19 protein-coding genes are annotated in these 17238 nt (G+C 63.4%); 7 read left to right on the forward strand and 12 right to left on the reverse strand.

Translation table 11 applies throughout. The features are described from left to right. Window positions 1-49: 49 nt before the first annotated feature. The 6 genes from AC3CBB_RS04680 to AC3CBB_RS04705 all read right to left on the reverse strand — a co-directional run bounded on the left by AC3CBB_RS04680 (window position 50) and on the right by AC3CBB_RS04705 (window position 5824). Window positions 50-862 (reverse strand): AAA family ATPase, encoded by an 813-nt coding sequence (locus tag AC3CBB_RS04680; protein WP_345372913.1) that lies wholly within the window; start codon window positions 860-862, stop codon window positions 50-52. Further along, window positions 862-2247, reverse strand: a complete 1386-nt coding sequence (locus AC3CBB_RS04685) for a transposase (protein WP_488626182.1) — start codon at window positions 2245-2247, stop codon at window positions 862-864. The genes AC3CBB_RS04680 and AC3CBB_RS04685 overlap by 1 nt, the downstream gene beginning before the upstream one ends. A 7-nt stretch (window positions 2248-2254) precedes the next feature. Further along, on the reverse strand, window positions 2255-2851 hold the full coding sequence (locus tag AC3CBB_RS04690) for a recombinase family protein (RefSeq protein ID WP_345372917.1): 597 nt from the start codon (window positions 2849-2851) through the stop codon (window positions 2255-2257). Between the two features lie 205 nt (window positions 2852-3056). Next, complete coding sequence (locus AC3CBB_RS04695; protein ID WP_345372919.1) at window positions 3057-4214, reverse strand: TDT family transporter; 1158 nt, start codon at window positions 4212-4214, stop codon at window positions 3057-3059. 74 nt (window positions 4215-4288) lie between these two features. Further along, complete coding sequence (locus AC3CBB_RS04700; protein ID WP_345372921.1) at window positions 4289-5194, reverse strand: LysR family transcriptional regulator; 906 nt, start codon at window positions 5192-5194, stop codon at window positions 4289-4291. Between the two features lie 78 nt (window positions 5195-5272). After that, window positions 5273-5824 carry a uracil-DNA glycosylase family protein gene (locus tag AC3CBB_RS04705; RefSeq protein ID WP_488626183.1) on the reverse strand — a complete coding sequence of 184 codons (552 nt, stop codon included), beginning with the start codon at window positions 5822-5824 and terminating at the stop codon, window positions 5273-5275. A gap of 252 nt (window positions 5825-6076) precedes the next feature. Between AC3CBB_RS04705 and AC3CBB_RS04710 the strand changes: the two genes are divergently transcribed. The 7 genes from AC3CBB_RS04710 (at window position 6077) to AC3CBB_RS04740 (ending at window position 12242) form a co-directional block, all read left to right on the forward strand. Next, the gene (locus AC3CBB_RS04710) at window positions 6077-6565 is read left to right on the forward strand and encodes a universal stress protein (RefSeq protein ID WP_488626184.1); all 489 of its coding nucleotides are present in this window, start codon (window positions 6077-6079) and stop codon (window positions 6563-6565) included. A gap of 14 nt (window positions 6566-6579) precedes the next feature. Then, a complete protein-coding gene (locus tag AC3CBB_RS04715; RefSeq protein ID WP_345372927.1) occupies window positions 6580-7323 on the forward strand; it encodes a 2,3-bisphosphoglycerate-dependent phosphoglycerate mutase in 744 nt (247 codons plus the stop codon). Window positions 7324-7412: 89 nt separating this feature from the next. After that, on the forward strand, window positions 7413-7823 hold the full coding sequence (locus AC3CBB_RS04720; RefSeq protein WP_345372929.1) for a fluoride efflux transporter FluC: 411 nt from the start codon (window positions 7413-7415) through the stop codon (window positions 7821-7823). After that, window positions 7820-8191: a fluoride efflux transporter CrcB gene (gene crcB, locus AC3CBB_RS04725; protein ID WP_488626185.1), complete on the forward strand. Its 372-nt coding sequence runs from the start codon at window positions 7820-7822 to the stop codon at window positions 8189-8191. The genes AC3CBB_RS04720 and crcB overlap by 4 nt, the downstream gene beginning before the upstream one ends. Before the next feature lie 21 nt (window positions 8192-8212). Further along, entirely contained in the window at window positions 8213-9547 is a 1335-nt protein-coding gene (gene eno, locus AC3CBB_RS04730; protein ID WP_345372934.1) for a phosphopyruvate hydratase, read from the forward strand. A gap of 313 nt (window positions 9548-9860) precedes the next feature. Next, window positions 9861-10496: a recombinase family protein gene (locus AC3CBB_RS04735; RefSeq protein ID WP_488626186.1), complete on the forward strand. Its 636-nt coding sequence runs from the start codon at window positions 9861-9863 to the stop codon at window positions 10494-10496. 447 nt (window positions 10497-10943) lie between these two features. Next, window positions 10944-12242 (forward strand): toprim domain-containing protein, encoded by a 1299-nt coding sequence (locus AC3CBB_RS04740; RefSeq protein WP_488626187.1) that lies wholly within the window; start codon window positions 10944-10946, stop codon window positions 12240-12242. Window positions 12243-12713: 471 nt separating this feature from the next. Here the strand turns inward: AC3CBB_RS04740 and AC3CBB_RS04745 are convergent, their stop codons facing one another. The 6 genes from AC3CBB_RS04745 to AC3CBB_RS04770 all read right to left on the reverse strand — a co-directional run bounded on the left by AC3CBB_RS04745 (window position 12714) and on the right by AC3CBB_RS04770 (window position 16789). Next, window positions 12714-13151 carry a hypothetical protein gene (locus AC3CBB_RS04745; RefSeq protein ID WP_488626188.1) on the reverse strand — a complete coding sequence of 146 codons (438 nt, stop codon included), beginning with the start codon at window positions 13149-13151 and terminating at the stop codon, window positions 12714-12716. 304 nt (window positions 13152-13455) lie between these two features. Next, window positions 13456-13950, reverse strand: a complete 495-nt coding sequence (locus AC3CBB_RS04750; RefSeq protein WP_488626189.1) for a hypothetical protein — start codon at window positions 13948-13950, stop codon at window positions 13456-13458. Beyond that, on the reverse strand, window positions 13950-14537 hold the full coding sequence (locus AC3CBB_RS04755) for a hypothetical protein (protein ID WP_488626190.1): 588 nt from the start codon (window positions 14535-14537) through the stop codon (window positions 13950-13952). The genes AC3CBB_RS04750 and AC3CBB_RS04755 overlap by 1 nt, the downstream gene beginning before the upstream one ends. Window positions 14538-14636: 99 nt before the next feature. Then, window positions 14637-15536 (reverse strand): metallophosphoesterase family protein, encoded by a 900-nt coding sequence (locus tag AC3CBB_RS04760; protein ID WP_488626191.1) that lies wholly within the window; start codon window positions 15534-15536, stop codon window positions 14637-14639. After that, a complete protein-coding gene (locus AC3CBB_RS04765; RefSeq protein ID WP_488626192.1) occupies window positions 15533-15994 on the reverse strand; it encodes a hypothetical protein in 462 nt (153 codons plus the stop codon). Before AC3CBB_RS04765 ends, AC3CBB_RS04760 begins: the two co-directional genes overlap by 4 nt. Before the next feature lie 180 nt (window positions 15995-16174). Further along, window positions 16175-16789 (reverse strand): hypothetical protein, encoded by a 615-nt coding sequence (locus tag AC3CBB_RS04770; RefSeq protein WP_488626193.1) that lies wholly within the window; start codon window positions 16787-16789, stop codon window positions 16175-16177. Window positions 16790-17238 lie beyond the last annotated feature (449 nt).

Consider the following 17238-nt stretch of genomic DNA (forward strand, 5'->3'; position numbering starts at 1 on the left):
GTGTGGAGTTTGCCGCTCTTTGGCGGTGTTCTGTGATCGCTTCGTGTCGCTAGTTGCCGATGACGAGGATGCTGGCGGCGGCTTCGATGACGTCGTCGGTGATGGTGTCGAGCTGGTTGATCTTGAGCACGCGATTGATCTGAGGAAAGAGCCTCTCGAGGAGGCGAAAGTTGCCGCGGGTGATTCGTTCGATTGCCGCGATGGCTTGCGCGTCGGTGAAGTCGTCAGGGTCGAGAGTTCTGCCGAGGCGCTTCCAGTGGCGGTCGAGGACGAAGAGGAGTTCCTCGCGGCCCAATGCGCGGTACTGGTGTGAGAAGCCAAGGCGGCTGTAGAGCTGGGGGTAGTGGCGGAAGCGTTCGTCGATGCCGGGCATGCCGATCAGGATCATCGCGAGGTGGGTGCGGTCGTGCTGGTCCCGGAGCAGCTCGAGGGCGGTGGGCGTGAGCCGTTCGGCTTCGTCAATGATCAGCAGCTCGACGAACCGAGTCACGTCGTGCTGCTTCTCCGCGGCAGCTTCTGGGCTGATGGAGCGGAGGTGCTCGTCTGCGCAGATTCCGACCTTGATCTGCCAGTGCATGATTTCTTTCATCAGCGTTTTGGGAGTGCAGAGCACCTCTGGTGTGTAGAAGACGGTGCGGGATCGGTTCGCGAGGGCGTAGTGCGGAGCGTCTTGCTCGCCTCGCGGGCCCCACTCGTTGATGTAGGCCTCGAGGGCATCCCAGTTCGCATAGCGGCGCGCGGAGTTGGTCTTCCCGACGCCGGCGGCGCCGTGACAGATCCCGATGGTCTTCTCTTTCCGGACGGCGTTGGCGAACTCGATGAAGCGCCGGTGTTCTTTGGTGACGATGAAGGCTTGGTTCATCACTCGTCCTCTTCGTAGGTTCGCAGCCGTGGCCGCCGCTTCGTGGGTTGTGGCGTGCGAGGTTCCTCGCGGGTGGCCACGGTCGGGATCCGATCGTTGATGGCCCGCCGCAGCTGCTTGCGGCGGGCGCGGCGAGCGGTTTCGATATCGCGGAGGCTGAGGCGAAGGTTGGGGTGGGCCTCGTCGATGGCGGTGCAGATGAAGGTGTCTCGGTCGTAGACGCGGATCTCGGAGATGTCGCGGGGGTCGTACCGGATCGTGATCGTGTGACCGACGAACGGGGCGAGGGTTGTGGCGAGGTAGCGCTGGCCTTGGAAGTGGATCCCATCGCGTTGAACGACCCGCTTCTTCGGAACAGTAAGGAGGAGCCCGTCGAGCTCTTGAAGACTGTCGGGCATCCGCGGAAGCCACCCGTCCGCGACCCACGCGTCTCGCGGTGAGATCCCCAACTCGCTGTGGGTCCGGTCGTTGTAGGTACCGATGAATTCGCTGATCGCGCGGTCGAGGCCGGCGAGGTCCAGGACCGGCGTTGGTGTGCGGCTGCCGGGTCCAAGGTGGCCAGGGAGCGTGGTCAGGAGCTCGGTGTTGATGGTTCCGAAGAACCGTTCGATCTTCCCTCGGCCTTGGGGTCGCCCGACAGTCGAGTGAATAATCCTGATGTGCAGAGCGACGGCAGTCTGCTCGAGATGGTGGCTGACGAAGTCCGAGCCGTGGTCCACGTGCAGGATGTCGGGGATGCCGCACATCGCCCACGCCGGGTCGGTCTTCCGCCAGATCGCCTGTCGGAAAGCCAAGGCGGTGTTGATCGCTGAGGGTGCGCCGGTGAAGACCATGTATCCGCAAATGGCACGGGAGTAGTCGTCCATGACCGTGGTGAGCCAAGGCCGGTCGGGTTTCCCGTCGGCGCCGACGATGAGGATGTCGAGTTCGGTGTGGTCGGACTGCCACGTCTGGTTGGGGCGTTCCGCGCGGCGCCGGAATACCAGCTCGTGCTTGTCCCGATACGAGACCGGTCCCTCAAGTGCCAGGGTGACCAGGGCCGGATCGAGTGCCTGGACGATCTGCCGCACAGTCGCATAACTGGGCGCAGGCACCTGTTTTGCTTGAGCGTCGCCGATAGCGAGACGGTGCAGCGTGGCGATGCTCGGTCGTGGCCGCGTGAGCGCCAGCCGTTCGATGAAGGCGACCGTCTCCGGTGATGTCCGGCGGACACCCTTATCGGTTCGGTCATGAGGTTCGAGAGACGAGATGCCGCCTACCCGGTAGAGCTGGTTCCAGCGCTGAAGGGTTCGGGCGGAGATCCCGGTCTCTCGTGCGAGGGCGGCGAGGGGGATCTGGTCTTCGACATGCAGCCGAAGAACACGCCACCGCTCGGCCGCGTTCATGAGTCACTTACACGGTGGTGCTCTCGCGGGCCGCGAGGGCCTGCTGGTGGCGGTAGAGGGTGGCCCGGCTCCAGCCGACGAGTTTCGCGGCGTCCTCCGCCGTCCGGCCCTTGGCCCTTGCCTCGGTGACGAGCTTCAGTTTGTCGGCGACGACGACGGGATCGGACAGGGGCCGGCCGAACTTGGTGCCGCCTTGCCGGGCAGCCGTGATCCCGGCGTTCACTCGTTCTGTGATCAGCTCGCGTTCGTACTCGGCCAGCGTGGCAAGCATGTTCAGCATCAGCCGGCCCGACGTCGTCGACGGGTCGATACCGTCCGAGATGCTCTGCACCTGCACGTCCCGCTCTCGCAGGAGCTTCACCGTGTTCAACACATCGATCAGGGACCGTCCGAGGCGATCGACCCGCCAGACGACGACCGTGTCGCCGGGCTTGGCGTAGTCGAGGAGCTTCTTCATCCCGGGACGCGAGATCGCGGTCCGACTGCCCGAGGTGACGTCAGCGAAAATGTCCCGCTCCTGCACGCCCGATTTGACCAGGGCGTCGACCTGCAACTTCGCGTCTTGGCTTCTCGTACTGACCCGTGTGTACCCGAGATGTCTCACCGGGCCATTCTGCCTTGATAACTCCTAGAACAGGCGACAGAAAGGCACTTTTCGGTAAGACATGTTTCCAAGACAAAGGGGCTCCCGGAAATCCGCCACTTCCCAGGGAAGCTCGGAGCAGGTTTCGCGTGCCTCGGAAAGCTTTAGTTTTTCGAGACGGTGAGTTCATAGGGCGATGCACGCCGCCCGGCGAACGATTCATCAGTTACGCGGTGACGCGTGGTGCTACGAGGAGGGTGCCGCGGATGACGCTGCCGTGGAAGGTGCGGATTGCGACAGTGATCCAAGCCGCAAGGAGTCCTGCGTAGTAAACGCAAGCGAGGACCTGCAGGGCGACGAGTCCGGTGTGCAGGGCAAGGCCCGAGAGGCCGGTCACACAGGTCCCGACGGGGAAGGTGAATGACCACCAGGTAAGGGAGAACGGGAGTTTCTCGCGGGCGGTGCGGATCGTGATCATCAGGGCCAGCGCGGTCCACATGAGGGCGAAGCCGAGGACGGGGATGCCGTAGATCAGCCCGAAAGTCAGGAGCATGTTGGCCAGGGCGGGTGGGACGACGAGGTGGGCGTTGCCGCCGAGGAGGTTGACGGCGGTGATCGACTGACCGAGGGGGCCGAGGACGATCCAGAGCGTGGGGACCATGGCGGCTGCGCCGATCTTGTGCTGAGTCAACCGGGCCCAGATGAGGGTGATGACAATCAGCGAGGCGACGAGTGCGAGGCCGAACATGGCGTAGCAGGACCAGAAAAGCGTCTCGCGGGCTTGGCCGGCCGGGGTGTAGGGCAGTAGCAGTGCGCCGGTGGAGGCGGAGACCATCGGCGGGACAATTGGCATGAGCCAGCCGCCGAACGCACTGTCGGGTTTCGTGTCGTGGCGGGTGAAGGTCAGGAACGGGATGCTGATCGCGGTGACGAGACCCATCGCTGTACCAAGAGACCACAAGACCCAGTCCACACCGATCGCGGCGGGCAGCCCGATGACGTCCTTGCCGAGAAGGAGAGTGCCGGCGCCGACCGTGAGGAACGCCATCGCGGGAGCCCCGTAAAAGTGAGAGATGACCGGGTTCAGGTGGTGCTTTTTTGCGGTCTCCCGGTAGAGGACCCAGTGCAGGACGGTCGCAACGGTCAAGGCGACGAGGACGATGCTCGCGATCGCCCAGACGACAGTGCCGAAAACCCGCAGGCCCGGGAACTGCATGGGCAGGCTCGCGGCGGCGTTGGCGACGATGCCGGTGCCCATGATGGAGGCGAACCAGTTCGGGGTGAGGTTCGACACGATCTCGTGGGGGTGTTCGAGCTCCCGGAAAAGGCGGCGCGCGTTCTTCTGAGGCGCGGGTGCGGCCGGTCGGCTGGCGGTGGTGGTCATGACACAAGCGTGCTCTCCGGCTCCGCAGGGCGCTACGACTGTATCCCTGTCAGGTGACAAGCAGTCCTTGTCGATCACTCGCGGAGAACAGTGAAGAACACTTCTGCTGCGGCAGGTAGCAGTGTCCCGGTGCGCCAGAGCGCGGTGAATGGCCGCGACAGGGTTAGGCCTTCCACGGGAACATGGCGGAGGGTGCCGCGGGTGATGTCGTCCTGCACCGTGGTGGTGCTGAGAACCGCCGGTCCGATCCCGCTGGCGACAGCCCCGCGGATGGCGCTGGTAGTGGCCAGCACCGCGGCCGGCTCGTGGAGGACGAGCCTGGGCTGGGTCTCGGCAAGGGCGAGTTCGAGGGTTCGCCGTGTGCCGGATCCGGTCTCCCGCGTGATCAGCGCTTCACCGGCGAGTTCCGCCACAGTCACGACTCCCTTCCGGCGGGCCCAGGGGTGCGTGGGGGCGACGACGATGACGAGCTCGTCGATGCGGATTGTGGCGGAGGCCAGATCTGCCGGGATCTCCGGTGTCTCGATGAGGCCAACCAGTGCCGTCCCGTCGCGGACTTGCTCGATGACGAAGTCGCTGTTACCCGAGGTCAGCCGGAGTTGCGCGTCGCCGCCAGACCGGTGCCGGAATGCGCTTATCCATCCGGGGATGAACTCTTCAGAGATCGTCTGACTGGCCGCGACCGTGAGGACGTCGCTGGCCTTGGGGCGGAGGGTCTGCACGGAGAGTGCGAGCTGATGCGCGGCCGCCAGGTACTCGCTTGACCACTCGGCTATCAACTGTCCTTGCGCGGTCAGGGTGGACCCGTTCCTGGTCCGATTAACGAGGGAGTAGCCGAGAGCCGCCTCGGCGGCGTGGATCCGGGAGGACACGGCCTGCTGCGACATCCCCACCTCCGTAGCCGCACGCCGGAACGTTCCAGTGTCAGCAATGGCGTGGAGTATTCGCAGAGTCACAAGATCGGGGACATCTTCGCGCACTGAAATCTCCCTTGTAGGCGGCGACTGACAAGCGGAGCTTGTTGTTCGTTTACGTGTGGAGCGTATCGAGGCGCCGACTTAGAGGGCGGCGGCGTGCCGAAGCGCGATGACGGCACGGAGGTGCTTCTCGGTGTACCGGGTGGCGTTGGCTGGCGACGGGTGAGGCGCTGCGAGGACAGGCACGATGCGGGCGTCGTTGTTGAGGGTGAAGTGCCGCATTACTCCGGTCAACGCGGGCGTGCCAAAAGTCACAATCGCCCGAATCTCTGTCATTACGTCGAGAAGCTGGCCTAGGGCCGGCCGCGCCTCCTCCAAATCGCTGACCGTGGGAGAACGACGAAGAGCCCACGGGACCACGTTCCAGCGCAGGTACTGTTCGCGGGCAAGGCCCGACTCGATGCGGGCTGCGCGAAATGCTGTGGCCGTGGGACCGGGGTTGTCCTCGCTGCTGATCGCGGTCGTGCCTTGAGCGATGGTCGCTGGGCCGGGAGATTCCATCAGCACCAACACTGTGGATCGGTCGCCGCCGGAACGGGGATCAAACCCGGGAACGAACCGCTCCGGCCCGAAGCCGGAATGCCGCCACGGATCTAAGAGCTCGTTCAAACCCTGAAGAGGCGAAGCTGTCATTCCGCGGAGATCCGCGGCGGGGGCGAATCGATGCTCACGCACACGAACTTACTCACCCCCTGCCTGCCGGGTCAGCATGCCGCGGCGGAAATAGATTCCGAATAAAGCTGGTGGTCGCGCTTGCCCGGGGTGCATACTGACAACGTATTACGACCCGGCAGTGGGGCTTGCCGGACCCAACCTCGACACTCGTCGACAACAGTCCCTATCTCAGCTAGATGCGCTTTGTAGCGCCTGAGGTAGGGAAACGTCATGACTAGAGACATCGAAACCGGCCAGATCGTCGTCGGGCTGGAACCCGGTCGAATTCGCGAAACATTCACGGTCGCGGCGACACTGGCGCACCGCCTGGGTACCGGCTTGGTGTGTGTGACGGTCGATCCGTCGCTCGTGATCGGCGGTCTGCGTGCGGATGGGTCAGAGATGATCGACCCCGTCGACCCCGACGCGGCCGACACCCGTCCGAGGACTCTCGATGAGAAGGATGCGGTCGACATCAGGGCGATCGCGGCCCAGCACGATGTCGCGGTAGAGATCGTGTCGGCGGTCGGTGATCCGGCACGGGCGCTCGCCCGCGTGGCTGAGGAGCACGGCGCCCTGATGATCGTCGTTGGTGCGCGCGCTGGCACGCACCGGGTTGCGGAATTCTTCACAGGTTCCGTCGCCGCCCGCCTCACGCACCAGCAGCACCGCCCGGTCCTCGTCGTACCGGTGGAACCGGTCGGGTTCGACAACCCGTAGCCGTGGACGGCGTCATGACTGGGCACCTGATCTTGCTGCGGCACGGGCAGAGCACCGCGAACGCCGCCGGGATATTCACCGGTCTGCTCGATGTCCCCCTGACCGCGGTCGGAGAAGCGCAAGCGACCCAGGCAGGAATCGCCCTCCGCGACGCCGGGGTGCGCCCTGATCTCGTGCTGACATCCACCCTTGGGCGAGCTGTCCATACCGTGGACCTCGTGACCGATGCCCTCGGGTTGGACGTTCTTGTCGAGCAGCTCTGGCAGCTGGGCGAACGCAACTACGGTGCCCTGACGGGGATGACGAAAACAAGGGCTCGCACAGAACTCGGCGACGCACGGTTCCAGTCGCTGCGCCGCTCCCTCCACGGCCGACCACCCGCCATGCCGCTGAGCTTGTGGTTCTCCCTGCGGATGAGTCCTGCTTTGCGCAGGGCTTCGTTGAAGGCGGTCGGGCGCACAGAATCCTTGTCCGACGTGGTGACCCGGATCCGCCCGGTCCTTTACGCACGCATCATGCCCACCGTTCTTGAAGGGCGGACGGTGCTGGTGGTCGCGCACGGGAATTCCCTTCGCGCCCTTTGTCTGCTCCTGGATGCCCTAACCGAAGCCGAGGTCGAAGCGTTGAACCTTCCGACGGGGCAGCCGCTCCTGTACCGGCTCGAGGCTGGCCGGGGCTTTGTGCCGCGCGGAGGCGACTACCTGGACCCGTCCGCGCGAGCAGCCGCGGCCCGCGTCGCGGCGGAAGGCGGCACCTAATGCCCGAAACGGAGACGTCTTTGACCCAGAACTCTCTTCCCGTCGATCCTGACATCGACGTCGATGACCCGAGGCGCAGAAACCGTCCCGTGCATTTGCACTGGCGGTACCTCGGCATCGTCGCCCTCGGCGGTGCCCTCGGGACGGCCGCCCGGGATGCGATCAGCACGGCGCTGCCGGCGCAGAACGGGGTCAGTTGGTCGATCTTCTGGATCAACATCACCGGCGCCCTCCTTCTCGGGGTGCTGTTGGAGTCCCTCGCCCGCCGGGGTCCGGACGAGGGGCGGCGCCGGATCCTGCGACTGCTTCTGGGAACCGGGGTCCTCGGCGGCTTCACCACCTACAGCACCCTCGCCACCTCCACCGCCGCCTTGTTCCTTGCCCACCGGAACCTCACTGGAACCGGATACGCACTCCTCACCGTCCTCGCCGGGGCGGTCGCCACCGGGGCAGGTATCGCCATTGCCTCCCGGCTCCACTCCCGAAAGGACGCCGCATGAACGCGCTGGCCTTTCTTGCTGTCGCCGTCGGCGGTGGGCTGGGAGCCGCCCTCAGGCTTCTGGTCGACGGCAGCATCAATACCGGCCGTGAGTACCGTCTCCCGGTCGGAACCCTGACCATCAACATCACCGGGTCCCTACTGCTTGGACTGATCACCGGCCTTTCCGCCCACCTCGGTGCACTTCCCGTCGCAATCCTCGGCACCGGGGTGATGGGTGGTTACACCACCTTTTCCACGGCCAGCTTCGAAACGGTGCGCCTCGCCCGGAACGGCCGGATCAACGCCGCCGCCCTCAACGGGCTCGGGATGCTCGTCATTTCCGTAGCCGCCTCGGCTACCGGTATCGCCCTCGGCGCCCTCGCCTGAACTCCCCTGAAAGGAACGACCATGAACGACTACGTCAGCAACGTGCACCACCACAGCCACCGACAAGGCGACTACGTCACCCACACCATCCACCCCGTCACGATCGAGGCCATCCGCGGTAGCCGGATCCTCGACTCGCGCGGCTTCCCCACCATCAGGGTCCATCTCGAACTCGGCGACGGCACCATCGTCACCGGCGACGCCCCCGCCGGCGCCTCGACCGGAGCCCATGAAGCTCATGAACTCCGCGACGGCGGCACCACCTATTCCGGCCGCGACGTCTCCCAGGCCCTCCACCTGCTCGAGACAGACGTCGCTCCGATGCTTACCGGGCAGTCGTGGTTGAGCATCGCGCAGGTCGACGCAGCCCTCGCCCACCTCGACGGCACCCTCGGTTACTCCCGCCTCGGCGCCAACAGTGTCGTCGCCACCTCGATCGCCGCAGCACGCGCCTTCGCTTCCGCTGCCGATCTTCCCCTTTGGCGGTGGATCGCCGACGTCACCGGTAGCAGCCCGCGCCTCCCGGTGCCGCACTTCAACGTCCTCAACGGCGGTGCCCACGCCGCCAATGCCCTCGACTTCCAGGAATTCATGATCGCCCCGGTCGCGGCATCGAGCATGACCGACGCCGTCCGAATCGGCACCGACGTTTACCACGCCCTTGCCAGCATCGTCCGGGACCGGTACAAGACCCTTGGCCTTGGCGACGAAGGGGGCTTCGCGCCACCAATCTCCACCCCGGAAGAAGCCCTCGACATGCTCGTCGAAGCCATTCAGGCGGCGGGCTATGAGCCTGGCACCGACACGGTCGCGGTGGCGCTGGACCCGGCCGCGAACGAGTTCTTCCACGGCGACGGCACCTACAAGATCGCCGACCGAACCCTAGACCGAACCGAAATGGTTTCTTACTACCAGGACCTCACAAAGTCCTACCCGATCAGGAGCATCGAAGACGGGTTCTCCGAAGACGACCACGACGGCTGGAAAGCCCTCTTCGGCGCTGTCGGGGACCGCGTTCAGCTCGTCGGAGATGATCTCTACGTCACCGACCCGGCACGCATCCGCGCCGGAGGTAAAGACGGCCTCACCAACGCGGCATTGATCAAACCGAACCAGATCGGCACGGTGTCGCGAACATTCGACGCGATCCTGGCCGCCCGCGAAACAGGGATGGCAAGCATGGTGTCGCACCGCTCTGGGGAGACCATCGACACGTTCATCGCCGACCTCGTCGTCGGGACCGGAACCGGGCAAATCAAATCCGGCGCCCCCGCACGAGGTGAACGCGTCGCCAAGTACAACCGGCTCACCGAGATCGAAGACACCAACAAGGCCCTGCCTTACGGCCTGATCTGAACCCAGACCAAGAGACCTAGACGTTCCGGGCGGTGAGCGTGTCAACGACCCGGTCCGGCACACGTGCAGCGTGTGCAGCAACCAGCCCGCGTTCCTTAGTCCGCGGGCTGGGCCGGCGGGCACCGCCGCTTCCACAAAAGGCGGTACCCGTTTTGCCCAGGTGTGAACGCCAATGGGCGCTCGTCACACGCCAAATAGTAATCACGGAAGACCGCCAATTAACGATCAACTCCACAAAAACCGGCGCGTCGTGTTCTATGGCTCGTGTCCGAGACCTATGTACCGTTAGGCACGTCCGAAGTACAGTTCCACCATGGCATCCGTCGGCTACGCCCGCGTCTCCACCCAAGAGCAGAACCTGGACGCTCAGTCCGACGCCCTTGAGGCGGCGCACTGCGACAAGGTGTTTGTCGAGCACGCCTCCGGGGTCCTCGCGAAACGCCCCGCCCTTGAGGCGGCGCACTGCGACAAGGTGTTTGTCGAGCACGCCTCCGGGGTCCTCGCGAAACGCCCCGCCCTCGATGACGCGCTCGATTACCTCCGCAAAGGCGACACCCTCGTTGTCACAAAGCTCGACCGCCTCGGCCGTTCCGTCCGCAACCTGAAAGAGATCGCCGACGGACTCGAACGCCGCGGCGTTGGCCTCAGAGCACTCTCGCAAGGAATTGACACGACCACGCCCGGTGGCCGCCTGTTCTTTCACATGCTCGCTGCCATTGCCGAGTTCGAGCACGACCTCATCGTCGAGCGCACCAAGGACGGACTCGCTGCCGCCCGAGCCCGCGGCCGAAAAGGCGGCGGGCGCTCCAAGATGACCGCCACGAAGGCCAAGCAGGCGCGCGCGATGTACGACGAAAAGACCTACACGGTGCAGCAGATCGCCGACACCTTCGGCGTCTCGCGCGGCACCATCTACCGGCACCTGGAGGAAGACGTCAGCTCTAGCTAGCCGAGGATTCTCCCAGCTCACGACCGTTCGTGAGGGCCGCAAGTGGGTCCGGCTTAGATTGCCCTGGTGGGCCCCAAATACCTTGGCGTAGCCAAACCAGGCTCGACGGGCCGATTTGCGTTGCTCTGGAGTCAAAAACCCCGGCTTGCATCAGGTTTGATGTATGGCCTAGAAGCGCCGGATTATGTCGGTCCCGTCCATCAGTCCGAGTGCCCTGAGCTTCGGCGCACCTGGTATTGGTCGGCTGAAGGCATGAAGAAGCCTCCATCCGCGTAGTCAGCCCAGGGCAACTTGGCCTGCGGAACTGCTGCTCGAGTTTCGTTCTGTGCCCCTCGACCACTCGAGAATCCGCACAATCCCTCTCACCGGTTGCCGGCGAGTCCGGCTTCTGACGTCGGCTTGCACCCCGAGACGTATGTGATTGCGTCGCCTCATAAGATGCAGCTCATGGGTGAATGGTGGGGGTTACAGGCCGGGCGGCGTCAGCTGTTTTACGGCAAGAATTTTGTCCGCGACGAGGTCGCCCTCTTATTCACCGACGATGAACTGACCATTGCTCTTGCGCCTGACAGGCTCTCGGATGGCACACCGTTCGTCGAGGAGGTTTTCCGTTACGAGTCCGACGTAAGACGCATCCGGGCTCGGCTCACCCTTCAGGGGTTTGCTCCCGAACGTGTTTTCGCGATCGCGACCACTTATCTGAGCGAGGTCTTGGACGATCCAGACCAGTCGCTTCTCGGTGAGAAGGAACGAGCCCTGATCCCGGCCGACACGATTCAAGTTCTGAAGGACGCCATCGACTGGTCATGGGACCCAGTCCGCGCTCGGCCCGGCGGCTCCGATCGAGACCGGCAGCTCGAGACCGTGTGGGGAGACCTCGTCGAGAGCTTCGACGATCCTCGGTTCGCAATTTCCCTAGGCCTACATGGTGCTCGCGCGAACACTACTGTGAAGCTGGATTTGTCTGGCTGCTTGATGGGCGGCTGGCTTGAACCCGAGGAGCGCCCTCACCGGTCCGCCCGTGCACGCCTAAATAGCCGAGTTGCCTCCAGTGGGTCCATCATTGTCGTCACTGAAGGCAGCACCGACGCGTCATTGATCTCCCGTGCCTTGGAATTGAGTGAGCCGGCAGTCGCTCACCAATTCAGCTTTCTAGACTTCGAAGGCACTTCGGCGGCCGGCGGCGTCGACCAAGTTGTCAAGCTCACTCGATCCCTTGCGGCTGCCGGAGTCGTAAATCGGGTCATTACGGTCCTCGACAACGATGCTGTGGGAGTCGCTGCAAGCCTTTCGCTCCAGCAATCCAAGCTGCCGTCGAATTTCGCAATTCGCACTCTGCCTAACGTTGAACTTGCCAAGAACTACCCGACCGTGGGTGCCCAAGGAGCGACCAGCGTCGACGTCAACGGGCACGCAGTGACCATCGAAATGATGTTCGGAGAATCCGTCCTTCGCGAGGGCGCGAACGGCGCCCTGCCTCGAGTCCATTGGAAAGGGCCGATTCCTCCCGGGAACAGGTACCAGGGCGAAATTGAATATAAGCGTCAGGTGCAGGCTAAAATCAGCAAAGCTCTCAAGGCGGCAAGTAAATCGAGCGACCTTGAACCGGCAGTCGCCGAGGGGTGCCGCAACTTGTCGCTTTTACTGCTCAATGCAGCTGCTATCGACCCGATGATGACCAGTGAATTTTCGCCGCTCCTCCGCGAACGACTTGAAGACGTCGAAATACATATTGCCAGTGCCTAGGGGTCGATCACTTCAGGTGGCCGAGGTTGTTCGTCCAGCAGTTTGGTGAGGTCCGGAGTTCGAGAGGTGTCTACGTCAAATTGGCGATCGTTAACCACGCACGTTCCGGTGACCTGCGAGCGGCGGCCCCTCGGCCTGCGATGCTTCGCCGTCTTCGACGCTGGTGTCTCCCGCTAAGACTCTTCGACCGGTGCACCGCTTCCAGTAAGGCCCCGTAGTTCCTTATCAACATTCGGGAGCGGCTTTACTTTCCGCGACTCATGGGCGTCGGGGGCTTTCTCGTCAGCTTGGTCGTCATCGGTCACAATCAGTCTCCGTCAATTTCGATCTCGTCCTCTTTAGCCGGACCCGAGCCTTTGCTGCTTTCGGTTAGGCGCCGAAGCTGATTGCTTACGTCGGGCAAGGGACGCACGACCCGATCGGACGGGCGGGGTGAATCAGGTTTCGGTTCCCTGGACACTCGATCCCTTTCTAATGGGCTGACGGAGATGGCTTTGGCGTCACTATTGGGTGCGCAAAGAAGGATCCCAGCCAAGCAGCGAACCAATTCCCGTCATGCAGCAAGCTAAAGACTGCCAGGACCATAGCCGCGAACGCCAGGACAAAACCGATCGTGAGCAGGAGTCCTCGCGTCTCGAGACGTTTCTCCCGGGCAACGGCTGCAGCGGCCTCCATGGCCAACATCCAGTGCTCATAATCGGGAAACAACTCGTCTCTACTCGTGATCCGCTCGATCAAGGTTTCAGGGTGAATGCCTTTGACTTTGACGGGCCATAGTGAGAGAAGCGCCGCTAGCGCGGCTACGACGGCGGCGATAGCGGCGAGACGCGCGATGAGTCCATCACCCTGAATGCTGGTCGTGGTAAGAATCCCTGCAATTACGAGAAGGATTGACGCCTTTGCGTCCATGCCGACGCCTCGGTCGGTGGCACGTGTTGCTGCGCGCTCGAGAGCCTCGAGCGTCGCGCGGACTTTTAATTCGGCGTCGGTCGGCGATATCGCGCGAGGCCCGCCATCGGCACCGTCGCCACGGCGCTGCCTCCACAACCTCATTTAATCAATGTAAGGGAACACGGGAGGCGCTGCCGGTATCGAGCTGCTTCGCAACCTCGAGAAGGTTTTTCAAAGGCTCACGTTCTGGGCAACGGCGGCCCCAAGGTCACGATGCTCCTTCAGGTATGCCCTCCACCCTGCTCCTCCGAATTAACCGCCCTCACCCGGCCTGCCGAGCAAGCCTAATCGCGTCTTCGGCTCGGCTCGTGCGGAGGGCCTGCGCCGGGGTGAGCCCGTCAAGGTCTGCAGCAGCGTCGTTGAGCCACACCGCGTCGCCCCAAGCATCATCCCTATCGGGATCGAGGCCCTCGAGTAGTTTGCAAAGCTGCGGCAACGGGCGACCTTGCGAATCGAATTGGAACACCGGATAGAGGGACTGGCCATCGGATGTGGTGACGAGAAGGATGGCCCGCGACTCCTCCAGTGATGCCAGCTCCGCCCGTGAGTATCGGAACCATTTCCGCAGCCCTTCAGCGTCGTAGAACGGCCCTACGGCGGCGTCGAGGAAGTGGAACCCCTCGTTGTCAGGAGCGTCCACAGCGTCGCTGAACTCAAGTGCTGCAATGGCGATGAGGCGAGGCGAGAGAACTGTGCCCGTGTGTTGGGCGAGGGCGACTCGAGCTCGGGCGCGCGCGATCTGCAGCTTCGTTGCCATTAGGACAGCTCCCCCACTTGGCTATCGCGATGAACCGGATACGTCGAGAGGATGTCGAGGACGGCCTGCACGTCACGTCCGTCCGCCAGCCAGTCGGCAGGCGACATCCTCGACGGAGATGAGCCTTCTGGTGTTGGCGCCGCCCGCAGCGTCTCTTTGGGGCTGATCATGAAGGCGCGAAGGACTGAGCAAGACATGCGCCAGGGAACGGCGGCGAGCAACTCGGTGAGGTGCGGTAGCGGCTGGTCGCCGCTGGAAACGAATTGCCACGTCGGATATCGCCGTTTCCCACGTCTCGAAAATGAGTAGAGGCGGTTCTCGGCCGCTCGGCGTCGCACCGTCGAGTCACTAATGCCGAGATGTCCGGCCACCTCCGCCGTGAGGAGCGTTTCTTCGACGGTTCGGTCCCAAGCCTTATCCACGAGCGCTCGAAGGTTCTCACCGTGGGGCTGCTGATCGGCTGTGGCAACTTCTTCTGCCGTGTGCAACCCCGCCCAGACAAGGTCGTCCGCGAAAGTACGCAAGGCACGTCGGTCGAAAGCCACCCGATCAACGAGGACCCGCGTCAGTCGGTCCAGCAGGCTCACCAGTTCCTCATCGCTCGAACCCTGTTCGTAAGCGGTTTTTAGAAGTCGGATCAGGGCCCGCTGAACTGCCGGGCTGAGGTGGACGGCGAGATCCGCAGCTTATTGCCGCGCCATTGCTGTCGTGATGGCCGGTGGCGCCTTCGTTGCAGGCGACAGGTCGGGGAGTTCGAGTTCCTGCGTATCGACCTTCAGGACTGCGATTGATCTTGTTCTCCTGCTTCGGTTCAGGATGATGCTCCGGACTTCGAACGCTTCGCCATTCGGGGCGCGGAAGGTTTCGGTGGTGTCGAGGAACCGGTGGTAGTGCCCCGAGAGGACCAGGGCCGGCCGCACCTGCTCCACGCCGCGTTGAAACATTTGTTGCCCGGCATCCGCGTACGCTCGCCCTTCGGGCGACCAGAAACCTCGATGCCTGCGGAGCTGCTTCTTCAGTTTCTGCGTCGGGGGCGCATCGTGAGCTAGCAGCACATCGACGGGCTCTCGACCGAGGGCTGCGAGGTCGTCTTCGGTGATCTGTTCTTCGGGCCACCACTGTCCGATGAGTCCCGTGGCGGGTGGGTTGCGTTGGTCGCGGTCAATGCTGTTCGCGCCCCCGAGACTTGCGACGACCGTCCCGGCGCTGGTGTGTCCGCGCCAGCCGCGTGGGAGCCAGGTGATGTGGGCGTCGAGTCGCCTGTAGCCGTGCTCGTCGGCCGGGTATCGCCGGAATAGGGCTGGGTGGCCTTCGTGGTTGCCGCCGGTGATGAACATGTGAGCGCCGCCGACTTTAAGGATGTTGGAGAGACGGCGGAGGGTCTTTCTCTCGCGGGTGAGCTTCCGGCCTACGAACTGGAAGTCACCCAGCACGTGGATCTGTTTTACGCCGAGCGACAGGAGCTGCTCGATGGCTTGCTTCGTCCAATGGAAGTCGGCGTGCGGATCGCCGAGCAGGCCGATGCGCCCGTCCACATGGGCATGCGGGTCAGTGACGTCGCCCGCGCTGGCGTTTATCTGAGTCATGACCAGAGGTACGCCTCGAAGATGTCGATAACGTCCTGAACCGCGTGGCCGTGGCCAAGCCACTGGATTGGGGTCACGCGCTTGCCACTGATCCGAAGGTCGCCTTGAGGGTTGGACATGATCGCGGTGATGGTCGAGGGGTGGATTTTGCGTGTTGCCGTAATGAGCTCGGCCAGGTGGGGGACGGTGGCTCCCGCTCCTGCGTCCGTCTCCGCGAATTGCCATTTCGGGAATTGCAGGACACCGTCCTCCATGTAGGCCAGGAGTTCGCCTCGAGTCACCCACCCGTCCACGGTGGCATGTCCGATGTCGAGGCGAGCCGCGACTTCGAATACGGTCTCCGTGGCTTCGAGATCTTTCTGCTTGGTTCCACGTTCTATTTCATCGAGTGCTCCGCGCCCGATCGCTGCCCGTGCCCGCGCCAATTGTTCTGGGCTGTAGGCACCGGAGTCGATCAAGTACCTCTCCCGATCCGCCGACAGTGCGCTCGTCCCCGCCGGAGAAGACCGACTAGTCTCCGCGCCCGGGGCTCCGAATTGCGGATCAACTCCCCCCTCATTCATGTCGCGCAATCTCACAATCGTTCTGGCTCGACCTCGTAAACGTCCGTTTGCCACCGAGACATTCTCTCTGCACGTTCAGACCCATGGCGTCTTACCTTGATCTGCAGAATCGTTGAGGACGACATCTGGGAACCGCGACAAGGAGCCCTCAAGAAAAAGCAACAAGCTACGAACGACCGGCCACGGGGAGCCCTCCGCGAGCAGGTGATCTCTCGGGGTCCTACGCACCGCTCCGACCTGCAGATAGGGATCCTCAGAGCACATGAGTCGCGACACCAATGACGGCAAAGCATCATCAGGAATACAGCGGATCACGGCCGGCAGCTTTTCAGAGATGACGCGAAGAGGGCCCGTCGCCGAAATCAGGAACTGCCACTTGGGAAGGACTATTTCGCCATTCAATCGGTAACCCCACAAGTACCCGTTTCTCACATCGGACTCGATCTCAGCGACACTGCAAGCGGCCTGCACCGCCACCTCGGGAACGGTGAGAAGCAGCAGCTGATCCATTGCCACGCGACGAGTAAGCATTGTTCGCAAAGATTGGTCGGAGAGCACCGGCTCGATTGCGTGGTCCTGATCCACGGCGCCGATCCATTCCAGAGCCAGGAGTCTCTGCGCTTTATCGCGCGTTCCTTCTGCGGTAAGCGCTGAGAGGGCATCGGCCATCCGCGCCACGGTGTGAGGCACGTCAAGTCCCAACTGGAAAATTGCACTCTCGAGAGCAGCAACCGATCGCGCGTGATCTCCCCCACCGGTCCGCCACTCATGCCCAGGCAGTCGCGATTCCTCGGTCAAGGCTGCCTCCCGAATCGATCTGACCCTTGTGGTGAGTATAATCACCACATGGTCTTGTCATCCGTCGAGAACGCAGGCCCTCGCGGCAAAGTGTCGATTGAGACCATGGGTTACGGGGAACTGGAACTCGGTTGGTTGGGTCTGGCGCAGCTTCCTGGTGCGACGCGGGTCGAATACAGCGAGTTCAGGGCGCGCGGCGATTTCCTGGTCTCAGCGCGGGATGAGTCCGCCTCCGCGATATGTGACCTCGAAACGGGCGAATTTATTTTTGCGGCTACTGTGCCGAACGACCACCCAACTCCGCGACTCCTACGGCAACTCTTGAGGCTCCGTCTTCAGCA

This window comes from Frondihabitans sp. OV104 (assembly GCF_057787745.1).